The organism is Bacillus sp. Root920, assembly GCF_001429445.1.
GTDB lineage: Bacteria > Bacillota > Bacilli > Bacillales > Bacillaceae > Bacillus > Bacillus safensis.
Window position 1 is genome coordinate 1,255,041 of sequence record NZ_LMJV01000001.1, and the last position, 23,794, is coordinate 1,278,834.

Consider the following 23,794-nt stretch of genomic DNA (forward strand, 5'->3'; position numbering starts at 1 on the left):
GATGAGGTACAGATTGTTGACAAAGGGCTAAAATGATCTTTATTTTAGCCCTTTGTCTTTTTTTCAGCGTGAAAGAAAACCTTTGAAGTCTAGGAAGCTCGAGCACTGGAGCGGAGCGAATTTGACATTCGTGAGCACCAGCGCGCAGAGCTGACAACGAATGCGAGGGTTTGTCTACACGCTGAACCTCACCTGTTAAGATGAGGTAAGCCGCGTGTGGATGGCAGAAGAAATGTCTTTTAAATCCTCTGACGTGTATTGATCTTGGTGTGATTTCCATACGGCACCAAAGCCATCGCCTTTTCCGTAGCGCGGAATGATATGCATATGGTAATGGAACACCGATTGACCGGCTTTTTCACCGTTGTTGTTCAGGAGGTTTAACCCAATTGGTTCAAACTCCTGTTTGATCGCCCTTGCAATTTTCGGAATCGCTTGGAAGTAGTGGTTAGACACTTCTGGTGTCATCTCATAGATGTTTTCTTTATGTATTTTCGGGATTACAAGGGTATGTCCTTTTGTTACTTGGCTGATATCAAGAAAAGCCAATACATGCTCGTCTTCATATACTTTTGCACATGGAATGTCTCCATCAATGATCTTGCAAAAAATGCAGTCGCTCACGCCATGTCACTCCTCATTATTTTTCCTTTATCGTATCACAAAAAGAAGCAAAAAAGAAAACAGGACAAGCGAACTCCTTTGGTCGCTCATCCTGCTCCTGCAGAAGAAATGCTGATGCTTTCATTCGAATGCCTTTTGAATTCTCTATTGACTGAAATAAAGAATTCATGTGCCTGCTATTTCTGCCGTAAACACCTCATTTGACGTTTTGGTTTGTCGTATACATATTGTATAGGACACAAAAATCAAGAATCAGTGAAGCAAAACAGAAGCTAAGGTTTTTAGATGAAAAACCAACTTGTCATGCGGTTCTTTGCCTTTAACAAACACCTCATTTACTTATTGGTCATCAAGTTCATTTCTTCTACATACATTATGATGACCAAAGCGCCTATTTTTTATTCATGACTCGTCTATAGGTAAACATTTCAAATTATCATTCGTTTTTGTTACTATAAAGGAAAAAAGAAAGAAAGGAACGAATTCATGTCCCTTCTCACTGTAAAAGATGTAACGGGCGGATATACGAAGAATCCCGTTCTAAAAAATATTTCATTTGAATTAGAAAGAAATCAAATCGTCGGTCTCATTGGCTTAAACGGGGCGGGGAAAAGTACAACCATCCGCCATATTATCGGGCTCATGAAACCGCATAAAGGTGTCATTGAATTGAATGGACGAACTCTTCAAGACGACCAAGAGGCGTATCGTTCACAATTTACATTTATTCCTGAAACACCTGTTTTATATGAAGAATTAACGTTAAAAGAGCATTTAGAGCTGACAGCGATGGCTTACGGTCTATCAAAGGAACAATTAGACGAACGCCTGCCATCATTGCTGAAAGAATTTCGAATGGAGAAAAGGCTGAAATGGTTCCCTGCTCATTTTTCAAAAGGAATGAAGCAGAAGGTCATGATTATGTGTGCATTCCTTGTGGAACCAGAGCTGTATATCATCGATGAACCGTTTTTAGGGCTTGATCCTCTTGCAATCAATGCTCTGCTTGAACGGATGAATGCAGCGAAGAAAAGCGGCGCTAGTGTCCTGATGTCAACGCATATTTTAGCGACAGCTGAGCGCTATTGTGATTCCTTCATTATTTTGCACGAAGGGGAAATCAGAGCGAAAGGAACACTGGCAGAGCTGAGAGAACAGTTCGATATGAGAGATGCGACACTCGATGATCTTTATTTGGAATTAACAAAGGAAGAAAGCTATGAGTAAAACAACGCTTACTATTTGGAAATCAAGATTAGAGGAACACATACAAGAAACAAGAAAATACTTAAAATACATGTTCAACGATCATCTTGTCATTGTGCTCATTTTTTTCCTTGCAGGCGGAGCAAGCTGGTACAGCAGCTGGCTCAAACATATTCCAGCTCACTTCCCATCCTACTGGGTGATGGCAGTTGTTTTCTCATTGGTGCTGACAAGCTCTTACGTACGTACGTTGATTAAAGAAGCCGATCTCGTGTTTTTGCTTCCTTTGGAAGGGAAGATGGAGCCTTACTTAAAACAAGCGTTTAACTTTAGTTTCATTTCTCAGCTGTTTCCTCTCATTGCTGTATCCATTGTCGCACTTCCGCTTTATTCGGCGGTGTCTTCAGGAGGCATCACGGAGTATGTGCTGATATTGGCGCAAATGATCTTAATAAAGGGCCTGAATACAGCCATTCAATGGAGAATGACTTATTTTCAAGGAAAACACGTGAGATGGCTCGATGCAGCCCTTCGTTTTCTATTAAATATGATGTTGATCTACACCATCTTACAGGCAGCCTATGCGATTGCAATCGTTTTTTATCTTATCTATGGTGTCTATCTTGTCTACTTAACAAATGCAGTGAAAAAACAGCCCTTTCAATGGGAACTGCATATTTCTGATGAATTAAAACGGAAGCAGCGCTTTTATCGTTTGGCAAACTTATTTACAGATGTTCCTCACTTAAAGAAACAGGTGAAAAGAAGAGCATACATGGACTGGATGTTGAAGTTTGTTCCTTATGATCAGCGTAAAACTTTTTCTTATATGTATGTGAGGGCGTTTGTACGCTCAAATGACTATTTTGGTCTGGTGTTTAGATTAACGGCCGTGTTTGTCCTGATTATTTTGTATACAGGTGCAGCAGGCTGGGTGGGTGCGTTACTAGTCTTGTTCACAGTATTTATCACAGGTGTACAGCTTGTGCCGTTAACGAAGCACTTTGCTCATCTTTCATTACAGGCACTTTATCCAGTTTCTCAAAAAGAAAAGGATCGAAGCTTTTTTGTTCTCGTCCGTAATGTGCTCATCATCCAATCGATATTGCTGAGCTGTGCGGTACTTCCAGCAGGAGGCTGGCAGGGAAGCGGACTTGCCCTTCTCATTTCTGTAGCGTTTGTGCTTGTCCTCTTTAAGCCTTACGTACAAAGCAGGTTAAAAAAGATGAGATAAGTGGAGATTACAGCGAGCGTATGATGACATCAAGGAGGGGACCGGATGAATGCAGCTGAATGGGAGTTGTATGAAGAAGCCATTCTTTTTCAAACACGTTTTTTAAGAAAACCTTCAAAGATCGAACGGTTTTCAAAAGGAGTTCAGCAGCAGGTGAACCGCCGAATTCCTGCCAGGTTTCATCAAGTCATCACAAGTGCAGTCAAAACAATGGTTGAATCCACCGTATCAGGATCACACTTTACTTCATTTTCAGTGATTGATGAACAATTATCTATTGTAGAACGAAATGAACTGGCAAAGGATAAAGTGAAGTATTACCAAAAGGCGGCTGCTATCGAAGGGGTTGGAACAGGTGCAGGCGGTTTATTCCTCGGAATGGCAGACTTTCCGCTGCTGCTGAGCATAAAGATGAAATGTCTTTATGAGCTGGCGAGTATTTATGGCTTTGATTTATCTCAAAAGGAGGAAAGACTCTTTTTGCTCTGTATATTTCAGCTCGCCTTTTCCAGCAGTGCCCATCGTCAAAAAATGATGAAGATCATAGATGATTGGGAAACGAGCCGCGAGGAAATGGATTGGTACAGCTTTCAGCAGGAGTATCGAGATTATATTGATCTTGTAAAGCTGTTTCAATTAATGCCGGTCGTCGGAGCCGCTGTTGGCGGGGTGGCAAATCATCAGCTGACAGGACAGCTCGGAGAGGTTGCACGCCATGTATTTCACTTGCGAATATTGAAAGAAATGAAATAGAAAAGCCGCTGATGACAGCGGCTTCAGATTGTTGACAAAGGGCTAAAATAATCTTTATTTTAGCCCTTTGTCTTCTTTTCAGCACAGCGTGATAGAAAACCTTTGCAGTCTAGGAAGGACGAGCAGCGGAGCGGAGCGAATTTGACATTCGTGAGCACCGGAGCGCAGACCTGACACCGAATGCGAGGGTTTGTCTACACGCTGAAACCGCTGATGACAGCGGCTTTTTTTTATTCATTGTAGGAAAGAACGGCGTTAGCGAGAACCTTTGCTGCGATAGGCATTGCTTTTTCGTTGATATCAAACTTTGGATGATGATGTGGATAGACGTCTTTGCTGTTTTCCGGCATGGCGCCTGTGTAGAAGAAGGTACCAGGGACATGCTGAAGGTAGTAAGCAAAGTCTTCTCCGCCCATTTGGGTTTCCGCTTCTTTTACTTCTGTGACACCTTCTGTCTGGTTTGCGATGCCAGCAATATATTCAGTCGGCTTTGGATGGTTTTTGACAGCAGGGTATCCTCTTACGTATTCATATGTGTAGGCAGCATCATGCATCTGGCATACCCCTTTTACCACCTGTTCAATTTCTCGTTCGATAATATGCCGTGCACTTTCTTCAAAGGATCGTGCTGTACCCGTTAAAACAGCTGAATCTGCAATAACGTTAAAGGCATTCTCTGCTACAAAACCTCCAACAGAAACAACAGCAGAATCAATTGGATTGACTTTACGTGCAACGACTTGCTGCAGGTTTGCGACGATTTGTGAACCGATGAGTACGGCATCTTTGGTTAAATGAGGCTGGGCGCCATGTCCGCCTTTCCCTTGGACTTGAATGGAGAAACGATCGGCCGCTGCCATAAAGTTCCCGCTTTTATAAAGAATCGTGCCACAAGGCTCTGAAGACCAAAGGTGCGTACCGAATATCACATCGACCCCGTCTAAACAGCCGTCTTCAATCATTGGTTTTGCACCGCCGGGAGCATATTCTTCTGCATGCTGATGAATGAGGACGATCTTTCCTTTTAATTGATCACGATGCGTATGCAAGACTTTTGCTAATACAAGAAGTGTCGCAGTATGCCCATCGTGACCGCACGCATGCATCACACCAGGCTTTGTTGATTTGTAAGGTACATCTTTTTCATCATGGATGGGAAGTGCATCAAAATCAGCTCTGAGGGCAATGGTTGGTCCCGGAGAAGCTCCTTCAATAAAAGCGAGTACGCCATGACCGCCCACCTTGGTGCGCGTAGGTATTTGTAATGTATCATAGTAGCTGGCGATGAAAGCGGCTGTTTCTTCTTCCTGAAAAGAAAGTTCAGGATTCATATGGAGATGGCGTCTAATTTCAACCATTTCCTCATAATGTTCATCAAGACGTTCATTGATGCTTTTTTGTAAAGTGGATATTGTCATTGAATCGAAAACCTCCTTCATGCTCTTTTACTGATTGTATGGTAATTGTTAGAATCTTTCAACAGAAGAGGATTTCGTGGTCAGTATCCAAAGGTCATTTTACATAAAAGTCGAAGTTGATATGAAGCAGGGAAAGGGAGGAGTAGCGTTGGGAAGCTGTCCAAATTGTTCAAAAACATTTTCTTTCGTCGAAAAATTTCATTTATCACATACGAAAATGATGATGTGTCCAAGCTGCCGGCATCAAATCAAAGAAACCTTTGTCTCAAAAATGAGTTTTTTTATGATCTGCTTGATTCCACTATTGGTGCTGCTGATTCAATTGAAAGGTGCTTCACCTATGTTGAAGTGGCCGGTCTTATTAGGGTGGATATTGCTGAATTTCTATGTGCTTCAGCCGATCATTCACCGGTACGAGCTGAAATCAAGTTCATAAAATGAAGAGCCCAGGCGACTGGGCTTTTTTTAATGAAAAAAAGAAGTGCTGAGAGCAGCACTTCCTTAATTGTCTGTGACGGCATGGTAGGATGTGAGGTAAGCTGGACGAGAGAAAATGGAGCCTGTATCCTCGTGTGGCTGAAAGAATGCTTCTGATTCTTGAAAGTCTTGAAATAAGTCCTCTGATTCCCAAAGTGTCAAAATCAAATAAACTTCTTCATCTTTTTTAGGTCTTAAAACGCGAATAGCCTGGAAGCCGCGCTGATGTTCTGAGATGTTCGTCTTTTTCTGAAAGGTGGATTCAAACAGTGCTCTGCTTTCAAGCTTAACAGGGATATGATTCAAGGTGACGAAACCAGATTGGACAAGCCCGCCTTTCGCATAAATCACATCATAGGCATGAGGGGCTTTAAATACAGTCTCACCCTCCGTTTCATGAAAAAGAGCTGCTTGTTCTTTTCCGACCATATAAAGCAGATTTTCCAGATGGTGTTTCTTTGCGATTTTATGCAAAAAATCTGCTGTTCCATATGTAATATAGAAATTCATCTAAACCGCCTCCTGCTTGATAGTATAACAAAAGAATGATATATAATTCTTTGGCAGTCAATCCATAAAACATATTATGAAGCAATACATCCCATACTATCCGTATAAAGGAATGAGGTGACCTAATTTGAAGAAAAAGAAGATAATCATTCCATTAGTCATTGCAGGAAGTACAATCGTACTCTCATTCATTGGCTATCTGACGATTTTATTTTTAGGACATTATGTCATAGATGAAAAGAAGCTTGTTTTTCACGCTTCCTCCAAAATCATTGATCAGAATGGAAAAGAACTCACAAGCATGTATTCAGAAAATCGGGACCCTGTGTCATTAAAAGAGGTGCCTGATAAAGTAGCAAAAGCTTTTGTGGCTGTCGAGGACAAGCGTTTTTATGAGCATCACGGAATTGATGCACAGTCTATTTCAAGGGCGGTTTATCGAGATATATTAGCAGGAGGGAAGGTAGAGGGCGGCAGTACAATTACCCAGCAGCTCGCAAAAAATATTTTTCTCACAAATGACAAAACCTTTCTTCGAAAAACGAAAGAAGTCATTATTGCCATTAATTTAGAGAGAGATTATTCAAAGGATAAGCTGCTAGAGATGTATTTGAATCAGCTTTACTTTGGCCATGGTGTTTATGGTATTCAGGCAGCAGCCAATTATTATTTTAGTAAGGATGTGAAAGATTTAACGGTCAGCGAAGGTGCCACACTCGCTGCGATGCCAAAGGCACCATCTTCTTACTCGCCTGTTTTACACCCTGATAAAAATAAACAGAGGCGGGACACCATCCTGAATTTAATGAACGAACAAGGATATTTGTCTTCAACAGAAACAGTAGAAGCAAAAGGGAGAACACTAGGCATTCATTTAAAAAAGAAATCAGAAACGCCTTGGGTGGACAGCTATGTTGATCTCATTATTAAAGAAGCAGAATCAGAGTATGCCATTTCGCATGAACAATTGCTTCAAGGCGGCTATACCATTACAGTTCCGATTGATATGAATCTGCAAAAAACCGCTTATGATGCGATGAAGAACAACCGTTATTTCCCGGGAAAAAGCGGTTCTCCGGAAGGCAGCGCCGTATTCATTGATAACGAGTCTGGTGGAGTGAAAGCAGCCATCGGTGGACGAGAATATCAGGCGAGAGGCTACAACAGGGTGACAGCTGTTAGGCAGCCGGGATCTGTTTTTAAGCCGATCGCAGTCTACGGTCCGGCAATGCAGGAGAAAAAATTCAGACCTTATTCACTGCTTGAAGACAAAGAAAAAAGCTATGATGGCTATTCACCTAAGAATTACGATGGGCAGTATGAAGGCAGGGTCACAATGGTGGAAGCCCTCATGAAAAGTAAAAATACCGCTGCTGTGTGGACATTAAGCCAGCTGGGCATTGATATGTCGAAATCATATCTCGAGAAAATGGGGATAGATATCTCGGATAAAGGCTTAGCTATTGCACTTGGCGGTTTAGAAAAAGGAGTTTCTCCATTACAGATTGCTGGAGCCTTTCATACTTTTGCAAATGAAGGCGTATATAAAAAGCCTTTCTTTATTCAAAAAATCACCAATGATGAAGGAGAAACTGTAGAAAAGAATCGTAGTCAGCAAGAACGAGTATTTAGTGTGCAGAATGCTTGGAATATGACAAGAATGCTTCAGCAAGTTGTCAAGGGCGGGACAGCCCAGAGCGGTTCATACGCTGGAGATTTAGCAGGTAAGACAGGTACGACCACATATTCAGGTGTGAAAGGTGCAACAAAGGATGCTTGGTTTGCCGGCTATACGCCTAGTACAACGGGTGCAATTTGGATGGGGTATGACAAAACCGATAACAGCCACTATTTAACTGGAGGCAGTCAATACCCTGTGCAGCTGTTTAAAGATATTTTAACAGCAGCTCAAATCACCAATGAAACGTTTGAAAAACCAGAGGGGATAAAAGAGCTCGAGTCGCCCATCCATTTAGAAGGACTATCAGGATTTGAAGCCCGCTATGCGTTTAAAATCAAAGGCTTGTTTACATTAGAGCTGTCTTGGGACAATCAGGAGGATAAACGCATTGAATACCGCATCTATGAAAAGAGAAATGGAAGCGAGACGCTGATCGACACAGTGACAGGCGTGGACAGCTATACAATGCCGTATGCCAATGTATTTTCAAATGCAGAGTATAAGGTTGTTCCATATAATACCCAAACGCAAGAAGAAGGAGAAGGCAGTCCATATGTCAAGCCAGAGGCTTTTGGACGTTAATATTCGGCGATTTTTTGAACATTGAGCCGCTTTAGTATACCGTGCCTTGAAAAAACGGTATAGTAAAAGCAGGTTTGAGCCTTGTACAAAAAGAGAGTATAAGGCGAAAGGTGGAATGAAAGGTAATGGGAAAAACGAAGGTTTTTAATGACACGTTCTTAAAGGCGTGTAAAGGGGAAAAAACAGACCATGTACCAGTTTGGTATATGAGACAGGCAGGACGCTCACAGCCTGAATATCGTGCCCTTAAAGAAAAATACGGGCTATTTGAAATTACGCATCAGCCAGAGTTATGTGCTTATGTAACAAGACTTCCTGTAGAACAATATGGTGTAGATGCCGCTATTTTATATAAAGATATTATGACCCCGCTTCCGGCTATTGGAGTGGACGTAGAAATTAAAAATGGAATTGGACCTGTGATTGATGCACCGATTCGATCTAAAGCAGATATTGAACGTCTTGGGGAACTTCATCCTGAAGAAGACCTGCCATATGTGCTTGATACCATTCAGCTTTTAACGAAGGAGCAGCTGAATGTTCCGCTTATCGGTTTTGCTGGCGCACCATTTACGATGGCAAGCTATATGATTGAAGGCGGTCCATCTAAAAATTATCATAAAACAAAGGCGCTGATGTACAGTGATCCTGAGGCGTGGATGCTGCTCATGAACAAGTTAGCTGATATGACGATCACGTACATACGTGCGCAGGTAAAAGCCGGGGTCAGCGCATTTCAAATTTTCGACTCATGGGTTGGTGCTTTAAATGCAGCAGATTACCGGACATTCATTAAGCCTGTCATGCAGCGAATTTTCACGGAGCTGAAGTCTGAAAACGTCCCAATGATCATGTATGGAGTTGGTGCAAGCCATTTAGCGAAAGATTGGCATGACCTGCCGCTTGATGTGGTTGGACTGGATTGGCGTATGAGTGTAGACGAAGCAAGAAAAGAAGGGCTCACAAAAACGTTACAGGGGAACCTTGATCCAACTATTTTACTTGCTCCTTGGGAAGTCATTGAAGAGAGAGCAAAAGATATTTTAGATCAAGGAATGAAATCAGATCACTTTATCTTTAACTTAGGTCATGGGGTATTTCCAGATGTTTCACCAGATACGTTAAAGAAGCTGACAGATTTTATTCACGATTATTCAGCGACACATAAAAAATCATCCATCTAAACTATTTCAAATGATCTGAAGGAGTGTTGGTTGTGGAGAAAAAGAAAATGGGACTTCTTGTCATGGCATATGGCACCCCATATAAAGAAGAAGATATTGAGCGTTATTATACACATATCCGTAGAGGCAGAAAGCCGGAGCCAGAGATGCTGCAAGATTTGAAGGATCGCTACAAGGCAATCGGCGGTATTTCTCCTTTATCAAAAATTACCGAACAGCAGGCAAATGGTTTGTGTGATCATTTGAACGACATCCAAGACGACATTGAATTTCATGTCTATATTGGCTTAAAGCATATTGAGCCGTTCATTGAGGATGCAGTTGCAGAGATGCACAAGGACGGCATCACAGAAGCAGTGAGTATTGTTCTTGCGCCGCATTTTTCAACCTTTAGCGTGAAATCGTATAACAAGCGTGCACAAGATGAGGCAGACAAGCTTGGCAATCTGAAGATTACGTCTGTGGAAAGCTGGTACGATGAGCCGAAGTTTGTGGACTATTGGGTGAAACAAGTGAAGGATACGTATGCATCAATGAGTGAAGAGGAAAGAGAATCAGCCGTACTCATTGTGTCTGCACACAGCCTTCCTGAAAAGATTATTGCAGCAGGAGATCCATATCCTGATCAGCTCGCACAATCTGCCAAAATGATTGCAGAAGGTGCAGGAATTGAACATTATGAAATTGGCTGGCAAAGCGAAGGCAACACGCCTGATCCATGGCTTGGACCAGACGTTCAAGACTTAACACGGGACCTATTCGAACAAAAAGGCTATAAAACGTTCGTATATGTGCCTGTTGGGTTTGTCGCTGACCATCTTGAAGTGTTATACGACAACGATTATGAATGTAAAGTCGTGACAGATGAAATCGGTGCAGCCTACTATCGACCAGAAATGCCAAATGCGAAACCAGCATTTATTGATGCCCTCGCAACTGTCGTATTAAAGAAGCTTGACGAAAGCAAGTAATTATATAAAAGAAGGCGATCCTATGCATGACAATCAAAAACACCTTGTCATCATTGGCGGTGGCATCACTGGTTTAGCCGCCGCCTTCTATTTGGAAAAGGAAGTCGAAGAAAAAGGTCTTCCCATTCAAATATCTCTTATTGAAGCGAGCCCTAGGCTAGGTGGAAAAATCCAAACATTATATAAAGACGGCTACATCATTGAACGTGGACCTGATTCATTTTTAGAAAGAAAGGTCAGTGGACCGCAGCTGGCGAAAGATGTAGGTTTATCCGATCAGCTCGTCAATAATGAAACAGGGCAGGCGTATGTACTAGTCAATGAAACCCTTCACCCGATGCCAAAAGGCGCTGTCATGGGTATTCCAACTCAAATCAGCCCATTCATCACAACCGGTCTTTTTTCAGTTGCAGGAAAAGCGAGAGCCGCAATGGATTTCGTCTTGCCAAAAAGCAAGCAAACAGAAGATCAGTCGCTCGGTGAATTTTTTAGAAGACGTGTCGGTGATGAAGTAGTTGAGAATTTAATCGAACCTCTTCTATCAGGCATTTATGCAGGTGACATTGACCGTCTCAGCTTAATGTCCACCTTCCCGCAGTTTTATCAAACAGAACAAAAGCATCGCAGTTTGATTCTTGGGATGAAAAAATCACAGCAGCATGCGAAAGCGCAGCAAGTGACAGCGAAAAAACAAGGGCAGTTCCAAACGATCAATCAAGGACTTCAAGCGCTTGTTGAAGCAGTAGAAAGCAAGCTCAAGCTGACAACGATTTATAAAGGGACAAAAGTGAAGCAGATTGAAAAAACAGATGGGGGCTACGGTGTGCAGTTAGACAGCGGTCAAACGCTTTTGGCTGATTCAGCCATTGTGACAACTCCTCATCAATCGATCTATTCCATGTTTCCAAAAGAAGCGGGGCTTGAGTACTTGCATGATATGACATCTACTTCTGTTGCAACGGTTGCACTCGGTTTTAAAGAAGAGGATGTTCATAATGAATATGACGGTACTGGTTTTGTCATCTCAAGAAACAGTGATTTCTCTATTACAGCTTGTACGTGGACGAACAAAAAATGGCCGCATACAGCTCCTAAAGGAAAAACATTATTGCGTGCTTATGTAGGGAAGGCTGGCGACGAATCAATTGTCGAACAGTCAGACCATCAAATCGTCAGCATTGTACTGGAGGATTTGAAGAAAATTATGGATATTAAAGCAGATCCAGAACTGACAACAGTGACTCGCTGGAAGACGAGCATGCCGCAATATCACGTCGGTCATCAAAAAGCCATTTCGAACATGCGAGAAACGTTTAAGCAATCATATCCTGGTGTTTATATCACAGGTGCTGCTTTTGAAGGTGTCGGAATCCCTGATTGTATTGATCAAGGAAAAGCTGCCATTTCAGAGGCTGTATCTTATCTATTTTCATAAAACAAACTCCCTTTTCTATCAAGGAAAGGGAGTTTTTCATGTTCGAATAATTCAAAAAGAGTTGTGAATCATAAAAGTGAACAAAGTTGTTGCATCTGGAGAAAAGGATATGGTATATTACTTTCTGTACTTAATGACCAAAACGTTCAAATAGTCATTTTGGGAGTGAGATCATGAGTGTTGATAGGAGACAAATGATTTTAGACGGGGCTACGAAGGCATTTACTCAATTCGGGTATAAAGCCACCACAATGGACCTTGTGGCGAAGCTTGCCAACGTCGGAAAAGGAACCATTTATACCTTTTTCAAAAACAAAGAAGAGCTGTTCGATGAAATTTTTACATCCCTTTTAAGTGAGATGAGGAAAATTGCGGATGAAGCAATGGATGAGGAGAAAAGTTTCTCTGAAAACCTTCATTTAGCACTCTTTGCAATATTGGAATTTCGAAAAAATCACCAGCTCACAATCAAAATCTTTCAGGAAAATGCGAAGCTTGGCACGTCAGCGGTCAAGGAAATGATTGAGAAGATGGAGCAAATGATCATTCGCTATATTAAAACGAAAGTAAAAGAAGCGATTGATAAAGGCGATATTAAGCCATGTGATCCTGAATTGACTGCATTTGTGATGGTGAAACTATATATTGCACTTATTTTTGATTGGGAAAAGCGATACGAGCCTTTAACAAAAGAAGAGGTGGCCGAGTCGCTGGAGCTTTATGTACTCAAAGGACTTTTAGCAGCAAGATAACTTTTTTTAAGTTCAAATGACCAAATTCTAAATTTAGTCATTCATCTATGGGAGGAAAACAGCAATGAATTTAATTCGGAATCAATGGAAAGACATTGTGACGAGCAAAAAACTACTGATCCCGATTTTCGCTGTCTTATTTATTCCGCTGATTTACAGCGGTGTATTTTTAAAAGCGTACTGGGATCCATATGGTACAGTTGATCAATTGCCTGTAGCAGTTGTCAACTTGGACGAAGGCAGTCATTATGACGGAAAAACACTGCATGTCGGCGATGATTTAGTGAAGGAATTAAAGAAAAATGATAATTTCAAATGGAACTTTATCGATAGTGAAGAAAAAGCCTTGAAGGGATTAAATAACGAGGATTATTATCTCGTCGTGGAAATACCAAAGGAATTCTCGAAAAATGCAAGTACAGTCCTTGATAAACATCCGAAAAAATCGAATCTGAAATATTATACGAATCCAGGCGCCAACTATGCGGCGTCACAAATTGCGAATAATGCCATTATCAAATTAAAAGATTCGGTTTCAAAGGAAGTCACAAAAAATTACGCAGAGGTCATTTTTGATAACTTCAAAACGATTGCAAAAGGCTTAGATCAAGCAAGCGATGGTGCGAAGAAAATTGATGACGGAACAAAAAATGCAAAAGATGGCAGTAACAAATTAAAAGAAAATCTAGCAAAATTGGCTGAGGGAACGTTAACCTATAGCGAAGGTGTTCATCAGTTTGCTGGTAAAATGGGTGAACTGAACACAGGGATACAATCTCTTGACAGCGGTCTTGGCCAGCTCTTAACAGGCTATCAAACCATCGATCAGAAATTTGGAGAGCTTGGTACAGGGATTGATACATTGACTGAAGGGCTAAACACAAGCCGCGAAGGTCATCAGCAGCTCGCTTCTAAAATGCCGCAATTTACAGCGGGTATTGAGCAGCTAAACAACAAAGCACAATCTTTTTCAGAAAAAATTGAAGCAGTAGAAAAAGTCTTGTCGTCACCAGAATTAGCGAATCTTGAAAAGATGGCGCCTAAACTTGATCAGGTGAAAAAAGACGCAAAAACGTTTAGTACAAAACTGGCTTCATTAAAAGAAGCGTTATCGAATCGAGATGCTAAAGTAAAAAGCATCATCCAAAACAGCTCAATGACAGATGAAGAGAAAAAGGCGGCAATGGATCAGCTTGACAGTCTGCCTAAAATCGAACTGCCTGATCTGTCTGGACTTGAACAAAGCTTAGCGGCCTTGCAGGAACTGCCTGATGCTAGTGAGGTTCAATCTGCGGTTGCTTCTGCAAAAGCTCAGCTGCAGCAAGTCAAACAGCTGCCAAAGAAAACGGAACAGCTGTACACGTCTACAGTCGCGATACAAAATGCGATTGATCAAATGACATCTGGTACGAATAAATTGTATCAAGGTGCACTGAAGCTCCAAACAGGTCAAGGCCAATTACAAGTTGGTCTGCAAACAGCAAATGGAAAGCTTGATACAGCGAAAAGCGGTGCAGATAAGCTTGCGAATGGTTCAAGCCAGCTTAGTGCAGCGTTAAATAAGCTGGAAAGTGGTTCAACGAATATCCAAAGCAACACATCTAAGCTTGCTGAAGGTTCAAAATCACTCGATAAAGGATTGGGAGATTTAAAGAGCGGTACAGGTAAGCTGTCCGATAAATTAAAAAGTGCCGCAGATGAAACAGGAGAAATTGATGCGGGTCAAGACAATTACAATATGATTGCGAGTCCCGTGAAAACAGAAAATGATACAGCGAAAAAGATCGATAATTATGGTACAGGGCTCACACCTTATATTTTATCGATGGGACTCTTTGTAGGGGCTCTCATGCTCACTGTTGTATTCCCAATGAAAGACCCTGCTGGACGCCCTAGAAATGCGTTTGAATGGTTTTTCAGCAAATATAGTGTGCTCCTCTTTGTCGGTATCCTGCAAGCAGTCATTGCAAGCTCCATGCTCATCTTTGGGCTTGGTCTTGAGGTGGAAAGCCTCTGGCGCTTCTATCTCTTTGCGATTATCGTCAGTCTGACATTCTTAGCGATCATTCAGCTGCTGGCGACAACTATGGGGAACCCAGGACGCTTCATTGCCGTTATTATCTTGGTTCTTCAGCTCGCAGCAAGTGCTGGTACATTCCCGCTTGAGCTTGTGCCGAAATTCTTCCAAGTCATTCATAGTCTGCTTCCAATGACGTATACCATCAACGGATTTAGAACGATCATTGCAAGCGGTGATGACAGCTATTTATGGCACCAAGCAGCGATCCTTGGAACAGTTGCGATCATCATGATGGCAGCAACAACAGCATACTTTGCTTGGAACGTAAGAAAAATGAAACAGGACGAAGCTTAATCTATGAATCCTTTCTCTTTATAGAGGAAGGATTTTTCATTTGAAATTAGACATCTCGAACCTGAAGCGATATATTTTAAGAAGAGATGCTGAAAAAGGCATACATGGAAGGAATTGCTTTCAGACAAAGGAGGAAATGCCGAATGATAACTGAAGTAAACGAAACCGTTCAGCTGATTCAAAAGCTCGTATCAATCCCAAGTCCATCAGGCAATACAGAAAAAGTGATCGGCTTTGTTGAACGTTTTTTACAAGATTTGAATATTGAGACAAAACGAAATCGAAAAGGCGGATTAATTGCCACCATCAAAGGGACAGATGACAAAGAACACCGCATGCTGACAGCGCATGTTGATACGCTCGGTGCGATGGTTAAGGAAATTAAATCAAATGGACGGCTTCGTCTTGCACTCATTGGAGGCTTTCAATATAACTCAATTGAAGGCGAATATTGTGAAATTGAAACAGCATCAGGCCATACATACACAGGGACCATTCTTATGCATCAAACATCCGTACACGTCTATGCGGATGCTGGAAAAGCGAAACGAAATCAAGAAAATATGGAGATTCGTCTCGATGAAAAGGTGAAAAATGCAGACGATATCAAAGCACTTGGCATTCAAGTAGGGGACTTTATTTCATTTGATCCGAGAGTGGAAGTGACGTCTTCAGGGTTTATTAAATCAAGACATCTTGATGATAAGGCAAGTGTTGCGCTGCTTTTGCGTCTCATCCACCGGATTCAAAAGGAAAAGATCACATTGCCGCATACGACGCATTTCTTAATTTCCAATAATGAAGAGATTGGCTACGGCGGCAACTCGAATATTCCAGAAGAAACAGTGGAATATCTAGCTGTAGATATGGGTGCGATCGGTGACGGTCAATCAACAGATGAATATAGTGTATCGATTTGTGTAAAGGATTCGAGCGGCCCTTATCACTATGGATTACGCAAGCATTTAGCTGCATTAGCAGAAGAGAACAACATTGATTACCGCCTTGATATTTACCCTTATTATGGCTCTGATGCATCAGCAGCCATTAGAGCAGGGCATGATATCATTCATGGACTGATAGGTCCTGGTATAGACTCCTCGCATGCTTTTGAAAGAACACATGAAGATTCACTTATCCATACAGCGGATCTCCTTTACTACTATGTTCAATCACCATTAATCACAGCATAAAAAAAGAACCCCTGATAGATGGGGTTCTTTTTGATTAGCTTGAAAGCTGTGTTGGCTCAGGTGCCTCTTGTCCAGTCATCACACGATGTCCTTTTTCAGGGTCATACTGCCCTTCCCATTTAGACATGACAACAGCTGCAAGTGCATTTCCTGTTAAGTTTACAACTGTCCGCGCCATATCCATGATACGGTCCACACCTGCAATAAATGCAAGACCTTCAGCAGGTACACCGATCGTTCCTAATGTCGCGAGTAATACAACAAATGAAGTACCAGGAACGGCAGCCATACCTTTAGATGTAACCATCAGCACAAGAACTAGTGTAAGCTGCTGGACGATCGTAAGGTCAATGCCATATACCTGTGCAAGGAAAAGTGCAGCAATGGCTTGATACAAGACGGAACCGTCCAGATTAAATGTATAACCGATTGGGATAACGAACGAAACAATGCCTTTTGGACATCCGATGCGCTCCATTTTATCCATGACTCTTGGTAAAACTGTTTCAGAGCTGGATGTACTAAAGGCAAGAAGCATTTCGTCTTTCATGTAAGCAAGAAATCTGAAAATATTGACGCCAATCATCTTTCCGATAATTCCGAATACAACGATAAGGAAGAGAGCGAGCGCAAAATAAACAAGACCTACAAGCTTACCTAATGAAATAAGAGATTCAAGACCAAATTTTGATACGGTCACACCAATGAGTGCAAATACACCAAATGGTGCAGCTTTCATCACAACATTGACGACATGGAACATGGCATGTGATACACCCTCGAAGAAGGCGAGCACTGGTTTACCGCGTTCCCCAATCGCTGAAACGCCAAGTGCAAATAGCACAGTGAAGAAAATAATCGCAAGCAAATCACCTTCCGCCAATGATTGGAAGAAGTTCGTTGGAACGATATGAAGGAACGTATCAGCAACTGATTTGCTGCTTTGCTCTTTTTCCGTTTCAACATATTGGCTAATATCTTGTTTTTCTGCATGTCCAAAGTCAACGCCTGCACCAGGTTGTACAAAGTTTGCAAGGACAAGACCAAGGACAATCGCAAATGTTGTGATAATTTCAAAATAAAGAATGGTTCTAAAACCTAGTTTCCCTACTTTTTTACCATCACCCGCACCTGCAACACCTAAAATTAAGCTGGATACGACAATTGGTATGACAATCATCTTGATGAGTCTTAAGAAGAAGTCTCCAATTGGTTTTAAGTATGTCTCGACACCTGGGTTACCGAAAAAGATTGCCCCAACAACGACACCGAGAATAAGACCGATTAGGATTTGAGTAGCCAATCCAAATTTTAATTTTTTCATAGATTTCCTCCCTAACATATTCATTAAAGGAATATTCCCATCATATTAAGTTTTAATATATGAATTAAAGTATAACTAAAATTAAAGAGGTTCGTCCACGATAAAATTATATTAAGAAAATACAAAATTGTTAGAAAAAATAGACATTTAGAACCCCCTTCATTGCTTCGAGTCAATAAAAAGTGTCTTCAGAACTAAAACTCATCATATGAAAATACTAAAAAACCCTTTTGTGACAGGGGTTTTACCTTTTTACCTATTTTTCAGAAAAAATAAAAAGCACTTTTGACTCCAACTGACGAAGGAGGAAAAAAGTGCTTTTTTATTCAATTTATTTCCTTATTTAAGATAACTTACTTGTGAGCATTCCTCACATTCATTACCATAACACTCGTGCTGTTCCATTAAATCATTTCCACATTTTGTGCATTTTTTTGAGGGCAAATTTCTAAAAAACTCTGTGATTTTTCCTAGCATTTGTCATCCTCCTATACGTTTTGTTGCTATTATTGTATTATAACAGATTAACAATTGTCAATCTGTTTTGTAACAATAGGCAGGAAGAATGCTTTTTTCATGAAAAATGGGTATATTGTAAGAAGGGGATTTTTAGAAAAGGAGGGAAAAATGACGATGAAATTAACCGTAATTGGATGCTATGGAGGGTTTCCGGCAGCTGGTGAAGCGACATCAGGCTACCTTTTTGAATCAAATGGCTTCAGGCTACTTATAGACTGCGGAAGCGGTGTTCTTTCAAAGCTGCAGCAATACATTGATATAGAAGAACTAGATGCTGTTCTCCTTTCTCATTATCACCACGATCATATTGCAGATATCGGACCACTCCAATATGCGAAGCTAGTGGGATATCATTTAGGAAAAAGCAGCGGCCCGCTTCCGATCTATGGACATATTGGTGATCAAGAAGCATTTGGACGGCTTTCTGATGATGTACATACAAAGGCAAAGCCTTATCAGCCGAAAGAAGGGATTCAACTCGGACCCTTTCAAATTGATTTTTTGAAAACGGTTCATCCAGCAGAATGCTATGCGATGAGAATTCAGGCAGAAGATGCTGTGGTCGTGTATACAGCAGACTCAAGCTATCAGGAGGCATTTATTCCATTTAGCAAGGGGGCAGATCTGCTCATTGCCGAAAGCAATTTTTACGCCGGACAAGATGGATCAGGTGCTGGACATATGAACAGTACGGAAGTAGGAAAGATTGCAACGGAAGCAAATGTTGGGGAACTCATCATCACCCATCTGCCCCATTTTGGTCGTCATAAAGACCTAGTCAATGAAGCACAGGCGTTATATACTGGCAGTATACAGCTTGCCCATTCAGGGCTTAGATGGAACAAGGAAGGAAGATAGAGATGCTGTTTATCGATAACGAACAACATTATGATCCAATGATTAATTTGGCAATTGAAGAATATTGCTTAAAATATTTAGATCCAGAAGAAACATATTTGCTGTTTTACATCAATCAGCCGTCGATCATTATTGGAAAGAACCAAAATACAATAGAAGAAATCAACACAAAGTATGTGGAAGACAACGGAATCAAAGTCGTGCGCCGCTTATCTGGCGGTGGTGCAGTTTACCATGACAAAGGGAACTTAAACTTCAGCTTTATCACAAAAGATGATGGAGACAGCTTCCATAACTTTAAAAAGTTCACAGAGCCAGTCATCAAAGCGCTTGAAAAGCTGGGCGTTAAAGCTGAATTGAGCGGCAGAAATGACATCATGGCAGATGGACGTAAAATTTCTGGAAATGCCCAGTTCGCAACAAGAGGACGTATTTTCAGCCATGGCACACTTCTATTTGATTCAGAAATTGAACATGTCGTTTCGGCTTTAAATGTGAAAAAAGAAAAAATTGAATCAAAAGGCATCAAATCGATTAGAAGCAGGGTTGCCAATATTAGTGAACTGATGGATCAAAAAATGACAACAGAAGAATTTAGAAAAATTCTTTTAAGCTACATTTTTGATACAAATGGGGACGTGCCTCAATATCGCCTGACTGAAAAGGATTGGGAAAAGATTCACGAAATTTCTCGAGATCGCTATCAAAAATGGGAATGGAACTACGGCCGTTCACCGAAATTTAATTTGCAGCATTCTAAGAGATTCCCTGCAGGCTCCATTGATTTGCGATTAGAAGTGAAAAAAGGGATGATCCAGGATTGCAAAATCTTTGGTGATTTCTTTGGCGTAGGGGATATTGCCGATATTGAGAAGCGGCTCATCGGACAGCAATATGATCGTAAAACGATCAGTGATGTCTTAGAAGATATGGATATGCGCCACTATTTCGGCAACGTATCAAAAGAGGATTTTCTTGATTTGATTTATTAATTGCGGGAAAGCACAGCTAGAGATAGCAGTGCTTTTTTGATTGAAGGAAATGAAAGCGATTTACATTTGATCTTGTGGATTTTTTCGATTGTCTATTATAATAGAAAGGAGGAATGTTCGGCCATAAAATGAATGGTCATTCATTCATTGATGACATGTAAGGGGTGGGAGAATGGATTTGATCAAAAATCTTCAGCAGACGGCGATGACGAAGGGAGAAAATATCGCACTGATCTTTGAAGGAAAGAAGTGGACCTATCGAGAGCTGATGACAAGTATCGAGCGTTTTGCAGATGGATTAGTCAACGAAGGGTTTCAAGCTGGGGATCATATCGCGCTTATTTTAGGAAATTCACCGCATTTTGTCATTTCTTTTTTTGGCGCATTAAAGGCAGGGCTTGTCGTTGTACCTATTAACCCAACGTATACACCTAGTGAAATTGGATATATGCTCATCACAGGCGATGTGAAAGGTATTGTGGCGCCTGAACAGCTTCTGCCAGTTTACGAGCAGGTGTATGAGCAGCTTCCGTCGATTGAAAGAGTCATTATTTGTGCAGAAAATGAATCGGCGTGCAGATCAAGCTTCAAGGAAGTATCTGATCGACTTGTTTTCTTTGGAAAGCTTGTGTCAGGTGCTGCGAATGAAAACGTACATCCTTCCATTCAGCCAGATGATACTGCTGTTATTTTATTTACATCTGGCACGACAGGAAAACCAAAAGGTGCCATGCTGACTCATTTCAACCTTTATTCAAATGCCAGAGATGTCGCTGAGTATTTATCGATTGATAAAAAGGACAAGGTTATTGCTGCTTTGCCAATGTTCCATGTATTTTGTTTAACAGTCTGTATGAATGCACCGTTGATTCATGGTGCGACGATTTATGTCTTGCCGCATTTCAGCCCGTCAGAGCTTTTGCGCATGATGGAAAAAGAGAAGCCAACGCTATTTGTTGGAGTGCCCACCATGTATAACTATTTGTACCGCCAGGAGGGGCATGAGGAAGCGATGTCATCCGTGAGGATCTGTATATCAGGTGGTGCCTCAATGCCTGTTGCCTTACTCCATGGCTTTGAGAAAAAATTCGGTGTTACGGTCCTTGAGGGCTATGGGCTATCAGAGGCATCTCCAGTGACTGCATTCAATCCTCTTGACGGAAAAAGAAAACCAGGTTCTGTCGGGACTGACATTATGAATGTGAAGAATAAAATTGTGAATGAACTAGGAGAAGAAGTCGGTCCAAATGAAGTCGGAGAGCTGATAGCAAAAGGGCCAAACATCATGAAAGGCTATTATCAAATGCCAGAAGATACAGAAGCTGCACTAAGAGACGGCTGGCTGTATACTGGCGATTTGGCGAGAAGAGATGAAGAAGGATATATTTATATTGTCGATCGGAAAAAGGATATGATTCTTGTTGGCGGTTATAATGTTTATCCAAGAGAAGTAGAAGAAGTACTCTATCAACATGAAGCTGTAGCAGAAGCCGTTGTCATCGGTGTGCCAGATCCGAACACGGGAGAGGCAGTCGTCTGTTACATTTCCCCTAAGAAACATGCTCACATCAATCAAGAAGACATCATCACACATTGTTCACGCTATTTAGCAAAATATAAGCAGCCCCAAACGATCCATTTCATAGATGATATTCCTAAAAACACAACAGGTAAAATTTTAAGAAGAGCGCTAAGAGAAAAGTATCAAGCAGAAGAAAGTAAATAAAAAAAGGGAGTCTCTGATGAGGAGACTCCCTTCGCATGTAGACAAACCCTCGCAATTCAAAGTTTTCTCTCAAAGATCATTCTAGCTCTTTTGAATGGCTTCTTTTAACTGTCTCTGAAAAGAATTCGACTGTTTTTGATTCAGTTCATAAAACGTTCCATCAACTAAAAAAACGACCTGTGATCGGTTGGTCCAAAGCTGGAAGGTGGTGCCGTTTGTTCGTCCGAACATCACCTTGGCGATATAATCGGGCTTTTTTAAATTTTTCTTGAGATGATTGCTTGTTTGTTTGCCTTTATTTAATTCTTCAATTAAATCTTCTACTGTGTCCTTATCATCTATTTCATAAGAGATGGATTCATTCGCAGGTGAGAGCAGCAATTTTTCAGCTCGATTCTCATCAAAGATTTCGCTCGTCCGGCTGAACACATAAAAGAAGGTGATTAATAAAAGTCCAAAAATCACAACTCCTGCAAGGATTTTCTTCATTTTGATCCTCCAACTTACTGTTTTACATGTAGCTTCTCCGATTTTTGAGTCGCATAATCATTTTTTTCGCGAAAGCTTTTTCTGATGGGGCATGCTATGATGGAGCCACATGAGACAGGTTCTAAACGAAAAAATGCGTGACTAGAATAGAGAGAGGGATGGAAAGGAGGCTGACCTGTGCGAGTACGTAAATGGATGGCTCTTGCAACGGTAGCATACATATTGTACGGTCTTTTTATTTATTCGTATCTGTTTCTAATGGGGGATTCATCGGTACCTGAAAGTGTAAAAGGGACAAGTGCAGATCCGCATACCTTTATGACAAGTCATGAGCTTGTGATCAGCGAGAATTTCTCGAACATACGGAATCTGCTGTATTTCATAACCATCCCATTAGATTGGTATGTCTTTTTCCTTTTGCTCATTTCAGGGTTTTCACGGAAAATAGCAGATTGGAGCCTGGCAGCAGCTCGTTTCAAGTTTTTAAGCAAACTTGTGTATGTGTTTGTGCTGTCACTTCTAACAATGATCATTTCATTGCCAATTAAGTGGATTGGCTATCAGCTGTCTTTGCACTACGGAGTATCTGCACAAAGTACGGCAAGCTGGTTGAAAGATCAAACACTGGATTTTTGGATTCAATATCCGCTCCTTGCCCTTTGTGCTATTGTGTTCTTTTGGCTGATTCAAAAGAGAAGAAAACGCTGGTGGCTGTATGCGTGGTGTTTGACAGTCCCAGTTACGCTGTTTCTCTTCTTTATACAGCCGGTCGTTATTGATCCGTTATATAACAATTTTTATCCACTAAAGGATCAAGCTCTAGAGAAGAAAATATTAACGCTGGCAGACAAAGCGCATATTCCGGCAGATCATGTATATGAGGTCAATATGTCTGAGAAAACGAATACGATGAACGCTTATGTCACAGGAATTGGTGAAAATAAGCGTATTGTCTTATGGGATACAACACTGCAAAAGCTGAAAGACCAAGAAATTTTATTTATCATGGCGCATGAAATGGGTCATTACGTTATGAAACACGTCTATATTGGATTAGCAGGATATTTAGTGCTGTCATTGGCCGGATTATTTGCGATCGACCGTCTTTATTTTTATCTTTATCAAAAAGGAGCAGCCACATTTCGTCTCAAGGTGTCACACGACATTGCTGCTCTTCCGCTTCTTTTAATCATCGTATCGATGCTGTCATTTGCAGCTTCACCATTTACAAATGCAGTGTCAAGGCATCAAGAACGGGCAGCCGACGAATATGCGGTGAACATGACAAAAGACGGGGAGGCAGGCGTAACGTCTTTTCAAAAGCTTGCAAAATCAGGGCTGTCCCAGGTAAATCCACCGTTTTTAGTGAAGATCTTCCGCTATGGACACCCAACCATGATGGAGAGAATCATGGATATGGAAAAAGCGGCGGAAAAAGAGAAAACGCCGAAAAAGCAGTAATAAATAAAATCCGGCTGGATCAGCCGGATTT

21 protein-coding genes are annotated in these 23,794 nt (G+C 41.2%); 15 read left to right on the forward strand and 6 right to left on the reverse strand.

Going from position 1 to position 23,794, the window contains the following annotated elements:
- Positions 1–195: 195 nt before the first annotated feature.
- Positions 196–624, reverse strand: coding sequence for an HIT family protein (locus ASE42_RS06050; RefSeq protein ID WP_024425457.1), 429 nt, complete (start codon positions 622–624; stop codon positions 196–198).
- A 486-nt stretch (positions 625–1,110) separates the two neighbouring features.
- Here ASE42_RS06050 and ASE42_RS06055 point away from each other — a divergent pair, with 486 nt between their 5' ends.
- From ASE42_RS06055 to ASE42_RS06065, 3 genes are read left to right on the forward strand one after another with little or no spacing between them, the layout of a single operon-like run.
- The gene (locus tag ASE42_RS06055; RefSeq protein ID WP_024426563.1) at positions 1,111–1,851 is read left to right on the forward strand and encodes an ABC transporter ATP-binding protein; all 741 of its coding nucleotides are present in this window, start codon (positions 1,111–1,113) and stop codon (positions 1,849–1,851) included.
- The gene (locus tag ASE42_RS06060; protein WP_056766079.1) at positions 1,844–3,064 is read left to right on the forward strand and encodes an ABC transporter permease; all 1,221 of its coding nucleotides are present in this window, start codon (positions 1,844–1,846) and stop codon (positions 3,062–3,064) included. Before ASE42_RS06055 ends, ASE42_RS06060 begins: the two co-directional genes overlap by 8 nt.
- A 45-nt stretch (positions 3,065–3,109) precedes the next feature.
- The gene (locus ASE42_RS06065; protein ID WP_056766081.1) at positions 3,110–3,817 is read left to right on the forward strand and encodes an EcsC family protein; all 708 of its coding nucleotides are present in this window, start codon (positions 3,110–3,112) and stop codon (positions 3,815–3,817) included.
- Between the two features lie 230 nt (positions 3,818–4,047).
- On the opposite strand, the gene ASE42_RS06070 is transcribed toward ASE42_RS06065, so the two are convergent.
- Positions 4,048–5,235: a M20 family metallopeptidase gene (locus tag ASE42_RS06070; RefSeq protein ID WP_024426560.1), complete on the reverse strand. Its 1,188-nt coding sequence runs from the start codon at positions 5,233–5,235 to the stop codon at positions 4,048–4,050.
- 148 nt (positions 5,236–5,383) lie between these two features.
- On the opposite strand from ASE42_RS06070, the gene ASE42_RS06075 reads away from it, so the two are divergent.
- Positions 5,384–5,671, forward strand: a complete 288-nt coding sequence (locus tag ASE42_RS06075) for a hypothetical protein (protein ID WP_225315487.1) — start codon at positions 5,384–5,386, stop codon at positions 5,669–5,671.
- Positions 5,672–5,736: 65 nt separating this feature from the next.
- Here ASE42_RS06075 and ASE42_RS06080 read toward each other — a convergent pair whose 3' ends face one another.
- Complete coding sequence (locus ASE42_RS06080; RefSeq protein WP_056766083.1) at positions 5,737–6,222, reverse strand: antibiotic biosynthesis monooxygenase family protein; 486 nt, start codon at positions 6,220–6,222, stop codon at positions 5,737–5,739.
- Between the two features lie 127 nt (positions 6,223–6,349).
- Between ASE42_RS06080 and ASE42_RS06085 the strand changes: the two genes are divergently transcribed.
- The 7 genes from ASE42_RS06085 (at position 6,350) to ASE42_RS06115 (ending at position 16,394) form a co-directional block, all read left to right on the forward strand.
- Entirely contained in the window at positions 6,350–8,485 is a 2,136-nt protein-coding gene (locus ASE42_RS06085; RefSeq protein WP_024426558.1) for a transglycosylase domain-containing protein, read from the forward strand.
- A 125-nt stretch (positions 8,486–8,610) separates the two neighbouring features.
- Positions 8,611–9,669 carry a uroporphyrinogen decarboxylase gene (gene hemE, locus ASE42_RS06090; protein WP_056766086.1) on the forward strand — a complete coding sequence of 353 codons (1,059 nt, stop codon included), beginning with the start codon at positions 8,611–8,613 and terminating at the stop codon, positions 9,667–9,669.
- A 32-nt stretch (positions 9,670–9,701) separates the two neighbouring features.
- Positions 9,702–10,640 carry a ferrochelatase gene (gene hemH, locus ASE42_RS06095; protein WP_024426557.1) on the forward strand — a complete coding sequence of 313 codons (939 nt, stop codon included), beginning with the start codon at positions 9,702–9,704 and terminating at the stop codon, positions 10,638–10,640.
- A 22-nt stretch (positions 10,641–10,662) separates the two neighbouring features.
- Positions 10,663–12,075: a protoporphyrinogen oxidase gene (gene hemY / locus ASE42_RS06100; RefSeq protein WP_056766088.1), complete on the forward strand. Its 1,413-nt coding sequence runs from the start codon at positions 10,663–10,665 to the stop codon at positions 12,073–12,075.
- A gap of 173 nt (positions 12,076–12,248) precedes the next feature.
- A complete protein-coding gene (locus tag ASE42_RS06105; RefSeq protein ID WP_024426555.1) occupies positions 12,249–12,827 on the forward strand; it encodes a TetR/AcrR family transcriptional regulator in 579 nt (192 codons plus the stop codon).
- Between the two features lie 64 nt (positions 12,828–12,891).
- Positions 12,892–15,201, forward strand: a complete 2,310-nt coding sequence (locus tag ASE42_RS06110; RefSeq protein WP_056766090.1) for a YhgE/Pip domain-containing protein — start codon at positions 12,892–12,894, stop codon at positions 15,199–15,201.
- A gap of 143 nt (positions 15,202–15,344) precedes the next feature.
- On the forward strand, positions 15,345–16,394 hold the full coding sequence (locus ASE42_RS06115) for a M42 family metallopeptidase (RefSeq protein WP_056766091.1): 1,050 nt from the start codon (positions 15,345–15,347) through the stop codon (positions 16,392–16,394).
- A 34-nt stretch (positions 16,395–16,428) separates the two neighbouring features.
- Here ASE42_RS06115 and ASE42_RS06120 read toward each other — a convergent pair whose 3' ends face one another.
- Together ASE42_RS06120 and yhfH are read right to left on the reverse strand one after the other, a co-directional pair.
- On the reverse strand, positions 16,429–17,718 hold the full coding sequence (locus ASE42_RS06120) for a cation:dicarboxylate symporter family transporter (RefSeq protein WP_024425470.1): 1,290 nt from the start codon (positions 17,716–17,718) through the stop codon (positions 16,429–16,431).
- 339 nt (positions 17,719–18,057) lie between these two features.
- Complete coding sequence (gene yhfH / locus ASE42_RS18525) at positions 18,058–18,195, reverse strand: protein YhfH (RefSeq protein ID WP_008359029.1); 138 nt, start codon at positions 18,193–18,195, stop codon at positions 18,058–18,060.
- Positions 18,196–18,351: 156 nt separating this feature from the next.
- On the opposite strand from yhfH, the gene ASE42_RS06125 reads away from it, so the two are divergent.
- The 3 genes from ASE42_RS06125 (at position 18,352) to ASE42_RS06135 (ending at position 21,813) form a co-directional block, all read left to right on the forward strand.
- Positions 18,352–19,095: an MBL fold metallo-hydrolase gene (locus ASE42_RS06125; RefSeq protein ID WP_056766861.1), complete on the forward strand. Its 744-nt coding sequence runs from the start codon at positions 18,352–18,354 to the stop codon at positions 19,093–19,095.
- Positions 19,096–19,097: 2 nt separating this feature from the next.
- Positions 19,098–20,087 carry a lipoate--protein ligase gene (locus tag ASE42_RS06130; protein WP_024425472.1) on the forward strand — a complete coding sequence of 330 codons (990 nt, stop codon included), beginning with the start codon at positions 19,098–19,100 and terminating at the stop codon, positions 20,085–20,087.
- Positions 20,088–20,259: 172 nt separating this feature from the next.
- A complete protein-coding gene (locus tag ASE42_RS06135; protein WP_025093351.1) occupies positions 20,260–21,813 on the forward strand; it encodes a fatty acid--CoA ligase family protein in 1,554 nt (517 codons plus the stop codon).
- A gap of 81 nt (positions 21,814–21,894) precedes the next feature.
- On the opposite strand, the gene ASE42_RS06140 is transcribed toward ASE42_RS06135, so the two are convergent.
- On the reverse strand, positions 21,895–22,302 hold the full coding sequence (locus tag ASE42_RS06140) for a hypothetical protein (RefSeq protein WP_024426550.1): 408 nt from the start codon (positions 22,300–22,302) through the stop codon (positions 21,895–21,897).
- A 195-nt stretch (positions 22,303–22,497) separates the two neighbouring features.
- Between ASE42_RS06140 and ASE42_RS06145 the strand changes: the two genes are divergently transcribed.
- A complete protein-coding gene (locus ASE42_RS06145; protein WP_029707551.1) occupies positions 22,498–23,763 on the forward strand; it encodes a M48 family metallopeptidase in 1,266 nt (421 codons plus the stop codon).
- Positions 23,764–23,794 lie beyond the last annotated feature (31 nt).